This window comes from Streptomyces sp. NPDC051286 (assembly GCF_044455345.1).
Taxonomy (GTDB): domain Bacteria; phylum Actinomycetota; class Actinomycetes; order Streptomycetales; family Streptomycetaceae; genus Streptomyces.
In genome coordinates this window covers 1-7,475 of sequence record NZ_JBITER010000105.1, presented here as the reverse complement: position 1 = coordinate 7,475, position 7,475 = coordinate 1, and the positions used below count along the sequence as shown (strand labels likewise).

8 protein-coding genes and 1 rRNA gene are annotated in these 7,475 nt (G+C 68.7%); all 9 read right to left on the bottom strand.

The window, feature by feature from the left end; translation table 11 throughout:
- Positions 1-241: 241 nt before the first annotated feature.
- Entirely contained in the window at positions 242-1,282 is a 1,041-nt protein-coding gene (locus tag ACIBB8_RS37075; protein WP_398959736.1) for a lysophospholipid acyltransferase family protein, read from the bottom strand.
- A gap of 15 nt (positions 1,283-1,297) precedes the next feature.
- Positions 1,298-2,392, bottom strand: a complete 1,095-nt coding sequence (locus ACIBB8_RS37070) for an NAD-dependent epimerase/dehydratase family protein (RefSeq protein ID WP_398959734.1) — start codon at positions 2,390-2,392, stop codon at positions 1,298-1,300.
- Positions 2,393-2,606: 214 nt separating this feature from the next.
- A complete protein-coding gene (locus ACIBB8_RS37065; RefSeq protein ID WP_003948845.1) occupies positions 2,607-2,705 on the bottom strand; it encodes a 30S ribosomal protein bS22 in 99 nt (32 codons plus the stop codon).
- Positions 2,706-2,814: 109 nt separating this feature from the next.
- The gene (locus ACIBB8_RS37060; protein WP_266984444.1) at positions 2,815-3,030 is read right to left on the bottom strand and encodes a helix-turn-helix domain-containing protein; all 216 of its coding nucleotides are present in this window, start codon (positions 3,028-3,030) and stop codon (positions 2,815-2,817) included.
- A gap of 128 nt (positions 3,031-3,158) precedes the next feature.
- Positions 3,159-3,974 (bottom strand): phosphatase, encoded by an 816-nt coding sequence (locus ACIBB8_RS37055; protein WP_398959731.1) that lies wholly within the window; start codon positions 3,972-3,974, stop codon positions 3,159-3,161.
- Between the two features lie 328 nt (positions 3,975-4,302).
- Complete coding sequence (locus ACIBB8_RS37050) at positions 4,303-5,475, bottom strand: acetoin utilization protein AcuC (RefSeq protein WP_398959729.1); 1,173 nt, start codon at positions 5,473-5,475, stop codon at positions 4,303-4,305.
- The gene (locus tag ACIBB8_RS37045) at positions 5,444-6,643 is read right to left on the bottom strand and encodes an MFS transporter (RefSeq protein WP_398959727.1); all 1,200 of its coding nucleotides are present in this window, start codon (positions 6,641-6,643) and stop codon (positions 5,444-5,446) included. Before ACIBB8_RS37045 ends, ACIBB8_RS37050 begins: the two co-directional genes overlap by 32 nt.
- A 41-nt stretch (positions 6,644-6,684) precedes the next feature.
- Positions 6,685-7,329 (bottom strand): HAD family hydrolase, encoded by a 645-nt coding sequence (locus ACIBB8_RS37040; RefSeq protein ID WP_366695652.1) that lies wholly within the window; start codon positions 7,327-7,329, stop codon positions 6,685-6,687.
- A gap of 72 nt (positions 7,330-7,401) precedes the next feature.
- A 5S ribosomal RNA gene (rrf, locus tag ACIBB8_RS37035) occupies positions 7,402-7,475 on the bottom strand; the annotation flags it as partial.

Below are 7,475 nucleotides of genomic sequence, written 5' to 3'. Positions count from 1 at the left end.
CCTCCGCCTTGCGATCGCACGCACCAGACGCCGCCAGGCCCGCCCTGCGGGCGGACGACGCTCCTTTCGAAACACGCCCTAGTGCCGTGACCGGCAAGCTTTGCCCCGGCGGGCCAAAGCTTGCCGGTCACCAGGGGAGACCCCTGGCCCAACCGCCCTCAATCGCCGGTACATCAAGCCCGTCCGGCGATTGAGGACAAACCGGCTGCCGGATGCCCCGGCCACACACCCGCACGCACCGTCAGAAGAACACCGACCGCCGCTGAACCAGCAACTTGTACAGCGTGTGCTGAATCTGCTCCCGCACCTGATCCGTCAAGTTGAACATCAGCATCGGGTCCTCCGCTGCCTCCACCGGATACCCGTCCGTAGAAATCGGCTCCCCGAACTGAATCGTCCACTTCGTCGGCAGCGGAACCGCGCCCAACGGTCCCAGCCAGGGAAACGTGGGTGTGATCGGGAAGTACGGAATCCCCAGCACCCGCGCCAGCGTCTTCGCGTTGCCGATCATCGGGTAGATCTCCTCCGCCCCCACGATCGAGCACGGCACGATCGGCACCCCGGCCCGCAGCGCCGTCGACACGAAGCCGCCCCGCCCGAACCGCTGCAGCTTGTACCGATCGCCGAACGGCTTGCCGATGCCCTTGAAGCCCTCCGGCATCACGCCGACGACCTCGCCCTGCCTCAGCAGCCGCTCCGCGTCCTCCGCACAGGCCAGCGTGTGCCCGGCCTTCCTGGCCAGCTCGTTCACCACCGGCATCATGAACACCAGGTCCGCGGCGAGCAGCCGTAGATGCCGGCCGGCCGGATGGGTGTCGTGCACGGCGACCTGAAGCATCAGCCCGTCCAGCGGCAACGTCCCCGAGTGGTTGGCCACGATCAGTGCCCCGCCGTCCGACGGGATGTTCTCGATGCCTTTCACCTCGACCCGGAAGTACTTCTCGTACATCGGCCTCAGCACCGACATCAGAACCTGATCGGTGAGCTCCTTGTCGTACCCGAACTCGTCGACCTCGTACTCACCGGTGACCCGCCGCCGCAGAAACGCGAGCCCACCCGCGATCCGCCGGTCCCAGCTGCCGCGCCGAGCCCCTTCGTGAGCCTGCGCACCCTCCACCCCCTGCACCACCTCCTGGGCCTGCACGGCGTCCTGCTGCCCCGGCAGGGCGCTGAGGGCGGCGGTGCCCACCGCGGGCCCCGCCGCCCGCCGGCGGGCGGACCGCTGCGCGCCACCCGACCGTGAACGGTCGTCATCGAACGGAATGACCTTGGCATCCGCCATCGTCGGTGCGCTCCTCTACCTGGCGCCGGGCGTCGGTTGTGTGTCGCCTGCCCCGGTGCTCACCGGAACCTCGCCGGTCCCGCCGACGAACGGCAGCGCCGCCAGCCGGTCGACGGCCCTGCCCACTGTCTCGGGCGGCAACAGTCCGGGACCCAGGCCGCGCGCGAACGCGGCGAACGTCTCCGCGGTGGTGAATCCCGGGTGGAAGCCCAGCGTCTCGCGCATCTGGACGGTGGAGACCACCCTGCCATGCGTGAGCAGCCGGATCTGCTCCGGTGAGAAGTCCGTCATGCCGATCGTACGGAGCGCCTGGCCCACCCACGTGACGGCGGGCAGGGGCACCGGCATCGTCGGCCGCCCGAGCCGCCGCGCGCACTGCGAGAGCAACAGGACCCCGTCGCCGGCGATATTGAACGTGCCACTGTTCAGCGTCCCGCGCCGCGGCTCGTGCGAGGCGATCCGCAGTACGTCGATGACATCGTCCTCGTGCACGAACTGCAGCCGTGGGTCGTACCCGAACACCGTCGGCAGCACGGGCAGTGCCAGGTAGTCGGCGAGCGGCGAGTCCGCGTCCGGCCCCAGGATGTTCGCGAACCGCAGCACGCACACGGCCACGTCGGGCCGGCGGCGTGCGAAGCCCCGTACGTATCCCTCGACCTCCACCGCGTCCTTCGCGAAGCCCCCGCTCGGCAGGGACTTGGGTGGGGTGGTCTCGGTGAAGACCGCCGGATCGCGCGGCGCGGAGCCGTACACACTCGTACTGGACTTGATCACCAGCCGCCGGACCGTCGGCGACTTCTGGCAGACACCGAGCAACTGCATGGTGCCGATGACGTTGGTTTCCTTGATGGTGGTCCGGCCGCCCGCGCCGAGGGTCTTGCCGCTGACGTCCAGATGCACGACCGTGTCGACGGCGTGCGCGGCCAGGACTCTGGCGATCGCGGGCTGGCGAATGTCCACACGTACGAAGTCGGCGTCACCCAACTGTTGTGACGGCGCGACCGCGTCGACGGCGATCACCCGGTCCACGTCCGGATCACGCTGGATGCGCCGCACGAATCGGCCGCCCAGTTGCCGGGCTGCTCCCGTGACGAGCACGACCTTCCCCAAGATCAGCGCCTTCCGTCGAAGAGGTTTCCCCTGGCCGTCACCGTAGCGGGTGGATGTTGCCCTGGGATGACTGCGCGGCGGCCTTCTGCCGAGTCTTTGGCCCAAATGTGCGTCACACGGCCCGCACACGCACGCAGAGGCGCCCTCCCGCAAACGCACCGCAGCCCTCCCGTCATATCGGCGGGAGGGCTGCGGATTCACGAACTGCGTTCGCTTACTTCTTGTTGCGACGCTGAACGCGCGTGCGCTTGAGCAGCTTGCGGTGCTTCTTCTTGGCCATCCGCTTGCGCCGCTTCTTGATAACAGAGCCCACGACTACCCTCGCTCACTTCTCTTCACTGGTGCGGGGCGTCTGGGCCCACACGACCTACGTCGGCCTAGCCTACCCGCCACAGAGTGAGGGACGTAATCCGAGGTGACCGTCAGGCGGACTCCACCCCCACAAAGGACTCGCGGAGATACTCGTGAACCGCTTGCTCCGGGACCCGGAAGGACCTGCCCACCCGGATCGCCGGCAGATGACCGCTGTGCACCAAGCGGTACACGGTCATCTTCGACACGCGCATGACCGAGGCGACTTCCGCCACGGTCAGAAACTTGACCTCGTTGAGAGGCCTCTCGCTGCCAGCACCAGCCATGACCCACCTGTACCTTCCGCACGAGACGCGCACCGGCTTCCCCTCCGGTGACTCTTCGTCGTTGTGCGCTCACTCCCCAGATTAGGGGCGGGTGATGCGAGTGGGGAAGAGGAGGGACCATCGGCCGCCTACTGTGACAGACACGCCCGATTGAGCACATAGCGAGTAAGCGGCCGGTAGTAGGCGGACGGCACGGCGTCGTCGAGCGGAACGGCGACCGAGACCCGCCCCTCGGCCTCCCCGACGAACAGTGCGGGATCGTCCGTATCCGCCAGACCGATTGCCTCAATGCCCAACTGACCTGCGCCGCAGACCCAGCCGTGGTCCCCGACGACCAGCTCCGGAAGCCGCCCGTGGACCATCACCGCCGCCTCCAGCGCGACCCGGACCGGCAGCGGCGAGTGGGTATGTGCGCCCGGCTCACCACCATGGGGCCGCACGCCCGGTTCGCGCACCATGGCGACTCCCCGTACGTAGTCGAGCTTGTACGTGCGTACGCCGAACCGGGTCGTTATGTCGACACATCTCCCCTGCGCGGGGGTGAGTACGGTGCACCCCGCCGCCGACATGGCGTCTGCCAGCGCGACGTAGAAATCGAGCAACCGGTGCGGATGACCGGTCCCGAACAGCACCGGCGCCCGCCGGACCGCCGCGCTCGACAACCGCTGGGCAAACGCGTCCAGACCGGCCAACGTCCGCTCCGGATCGATCACATCAGGACCCGTAACGTGAGCGGGATCGTTCGAAACCCCGCACTTGTCGGCCATCAGCCGAAGCAGATCGGGCGCCTCCCACCCCCATGCGGGGTCGAGCCCGAGCATCACCCGCGGATCCCTGGCCGCGAACAGCCGATAGCTCCGCAGACTCGCCTCCCGCGAGGTGGCCACGGGCCCGGCCAGCCGGGCCGCCAGCAGATGCGCGCGCAGCGCTCCGGTGCTCAACACCCTGCCGATGCTGCCTCAATCACCCGGACGGAGGGCCAAAAGAGAGGTAGAGCCCCACAGTTGGCGTAACCCCGCCCCCCACCGCTGCGCGGAAACGGCCGAACCTGACCGCTCCCGCCCGCCTCAGAGCCTGTCGGGCGACCTCTGACCGGGCGGACACGGCGTGGCACGCATGCTTCCGGCGTTGCCGAAATGCCCTGGTAGCTCCTTCCCCAAGCTCTCAGCTTCGTACGAGCAGGGGAGACCCCATCCGAGGACCTTCCAGCGTCTTGGAACCGCACGCACCACGCCGCGTCCGCTCTCCGCTCGAAGGTCACCCGACGGGCTCTCAGGCCAGCAGCCCCCGCAGCGGGAACGCCGCCCGCCTGGTCGCCCGCACCGCCTGATCCAGCCGGTCCGCCGGGTCGTACCCCGCCTCCCACGGCTGCCACGACGGCGTACGCCCGTCGGTCATCCGGCCCGGCCCCAGCTGCCGGGTCCGGGCATAGACCTCGTCCTGCCACGAGCCAGGAATCACCGCCTCGGGGTCCACCGGCGCATGCGCGGCGATCCCCACCAGATGCGTCCAGGACCTCGGCACCACATCGACGACCGCATACCCACCCCCGCCGAGCGCCACCCACCGCCCACCCTCCGTATGCGCGTGGGCGAGCTCATGGCACGACTCCATGACCGCCCGCTGCGCGTCCAGCGACACCGCCAGATGCGCGAGCGGATCCTCGAAGTGCGTATCGGCCCCGTGCTGGGTCACCAGCACCTGCGGCCGGAAGTCCGCGATCAGCTCGGGCACCACCGCGTGGAAGGCCCGCAGCCACCCCGCGTCCCCCGTACCGGCGGGCAGTGCCACATTCACCGCGGCCCCCTCCCCCGCACCGGAACCGGTCTCCTCCGGCCAGCCGGTCTGCGGGAAGAGCGTCCGCGGATGTTCGTGCAGCGACACGGTCAGCACCCGCGGGTCCTCCCAGAACGCGGCCTGCACCCCGTCACCGTGGTGGACGTCCACATCGATGTACGCGACCCGCTCCGCGCCCAGCTCCAGCAGCCGGGCAATGGCCAGCGCCGGGTCGTTGTAGATGCAGAACCCCGCCGCACCGCCCGGCATCGCATGGTGCAGCCCGCCCGCGAAGTTCACCGCATGCGCGGTGTCCCCGCGCCAGACCGCCTCGGCGGCGGCCACCGACTGCCCGGCGATCAGCGCCGACACCTCGTGCATCCCCACGAACGCCGGATCATCCATCGTCCCGAGCCCGTAGTTCTGATCGGCCGCCCGGGGATCCGCGGAGGCCGCCCGCACGGCCGCCACGTAGTCCTCACGGTGCACGAGCCGCAGCGTGGATTCCCCGGCCGGCTTGGCGGCCACCACATCCACCGCGTTGTCGAGACCGAACGCCCGCACCAGCCCCATCGTCAGGGCAAGCCTGACGGGGTCCATCGGATGACTCTCCCCGAAGTCGTATCCCGTTACTGCGTCATCCCACATCAACTGTGCGCGGCCGCTCATGCCCGTCACCGTATCGGGCAGACTCCGAACCGAACGACTTGGCGTACGCGAGCGTCGCGAGCACCAGCGCCATCGGGACGAGCATCGCGCCCCGGTAGCTCCACGCGTCCCCGAGCGCACCCACCAGCGGCGACCCCACCAGGAACCCCACATAGTTGAAGACATTCAGCCGTGCGATCGCCGTGTCGCTCGTCCCCGGGAACATCCGCCCGGCGGCCGCGAACGTCTGCGGAACGATCACACAGAGCCCGAGCCCCAGCATGGTGAACCCGAGCATCCCGATCCACGCCCCGGAAGCCACCGCCACCACCGCGAACCCGGCCGCGGCCAGCACACTCCCGAACCGCACGACAGTCACAGCCCCGAACCGCCGCACCCCGAAGTCCCCCACGGCCCGCCCCAGCAGCGTCGTCACCATGTAGACGTTGTACGGAACGGTCGACAGCTGCTCGGAACTCCCCAGCACATCCTGCAGATACTTCGCACTCCAGTTGGAGACCGTCGAGTCCCCGATGTACGCGAAGGTCATCACCAGACAGAGCGGCATCAGCAGCTTGAACGAGACGGAGCCGCCCTGACGCTCTGCCCTCTGCCCGTCGGTCTCCGCCTTCCCCTCGACGTACCACCGGCTCCCGATGAACGCGGCAGGCAGCAGCAGGACGACCGCGGGAAGGTATGACATCAGCAGCGTGAGATCCCAGTGCGCCCCGGCCCACGCCATCGACGCCCCGGCGATCCCGCCCAGGCTGTACGCGGCGTGGAACCCGAGCATGATGCTGCGCCCATACGCCCGCTGAAGGCTGACTCCCATCATGTTCATGGCGGCGTCGAGCGCCCCGACGGACAGTCCGAATACCCCGAGCGCGATGGCCGCCTGCCACAGCTCGCTGCCGGCCCCGACACCGAGCAGCGCCAGCAGCACCACGGGCTGCGCCCACCTCAGTACGACCCGGGGCCGTACCCGCGCGACCACCTTCTCGGTGACCACGCTGCCCACACCGGCCAGGATCGGTACGGCGGCAAGGAACACGGGCAGCAGCCCGTCGGATATCCCGTACCGGTCCTGAATGGCAGGAATACGCGTCACGAGCAGGGCAAAGGTGACCCCTTGCACGAAGAAGCTCAACGCCAAGGAAGCCCTACCGTGCCGCAGCCGCGCATCCGTCATGGCCGCAGCGTAGGGCCCTGGCCTACCCGTGGGTAGATGGATCAGGCGAGCAGTTCCCGCAATTGGGCCATGTCGGAGAAGTGCCCGGTCACCCCGGCGAGCCGGTCGGCGGGCATCATCGACGTGAACCCGTACACATCCATCCCCGCGGCCCGTGCCGCCTCCACCCCGAGCGGGCTGTCCTCGATGACGACACACCTCTCGGGCGGAACGCCCATCCGCTCAGCGGCGAGAAGGAACAGATCGGGTGCCGGCTTCCCGTGCCCGACGTCCTCCGCGCTGAAGATCCACTCCTCCTCGAACCACTGGTCGAGCCCGGTCTTGCGCTGCCCGACCCGGATCCGTTCGTGGCTCCCGGAGGAGGCGACGCAGTACGGCACACCGTCGGCGACGAGCTTTCCCAGCACGTCGTCGATTCCTTCGACCGGTTCCAACTCCTCCTGGAACGCGGCGAAGATCCGGGAGTGGAGCGTCTCGTCGAAGTCCGCGGGCAGCTTCTCCCCGGTCCTTTCCTCGACGAGGTCGTGCACCCGGTGCACGGCGGACCCCATGTAGTCACGGAGTGATTCCTCGTACGAGGTGGGGTGACCGAGCTCGGTCAGGTAGCCGGAGAGGATGGCGTTGGAGATCGGCTCACTGTCGACGAGCACACCATCGTTGTCGAAGATGACCAGTTCGTAGCGCATGGTTCGAGCCTAGACGCTCAGAACGCAGAAAAGCCCCGTGCCACAAGGGCACGGGGCTTTCCCGGAATAATTGTTCGGCGGCGTCCTACTCTCCCACAGGGTCCCCCCTGCAGTACCATCGGCGCTGAAAGGCTTAGCTTCCGGGT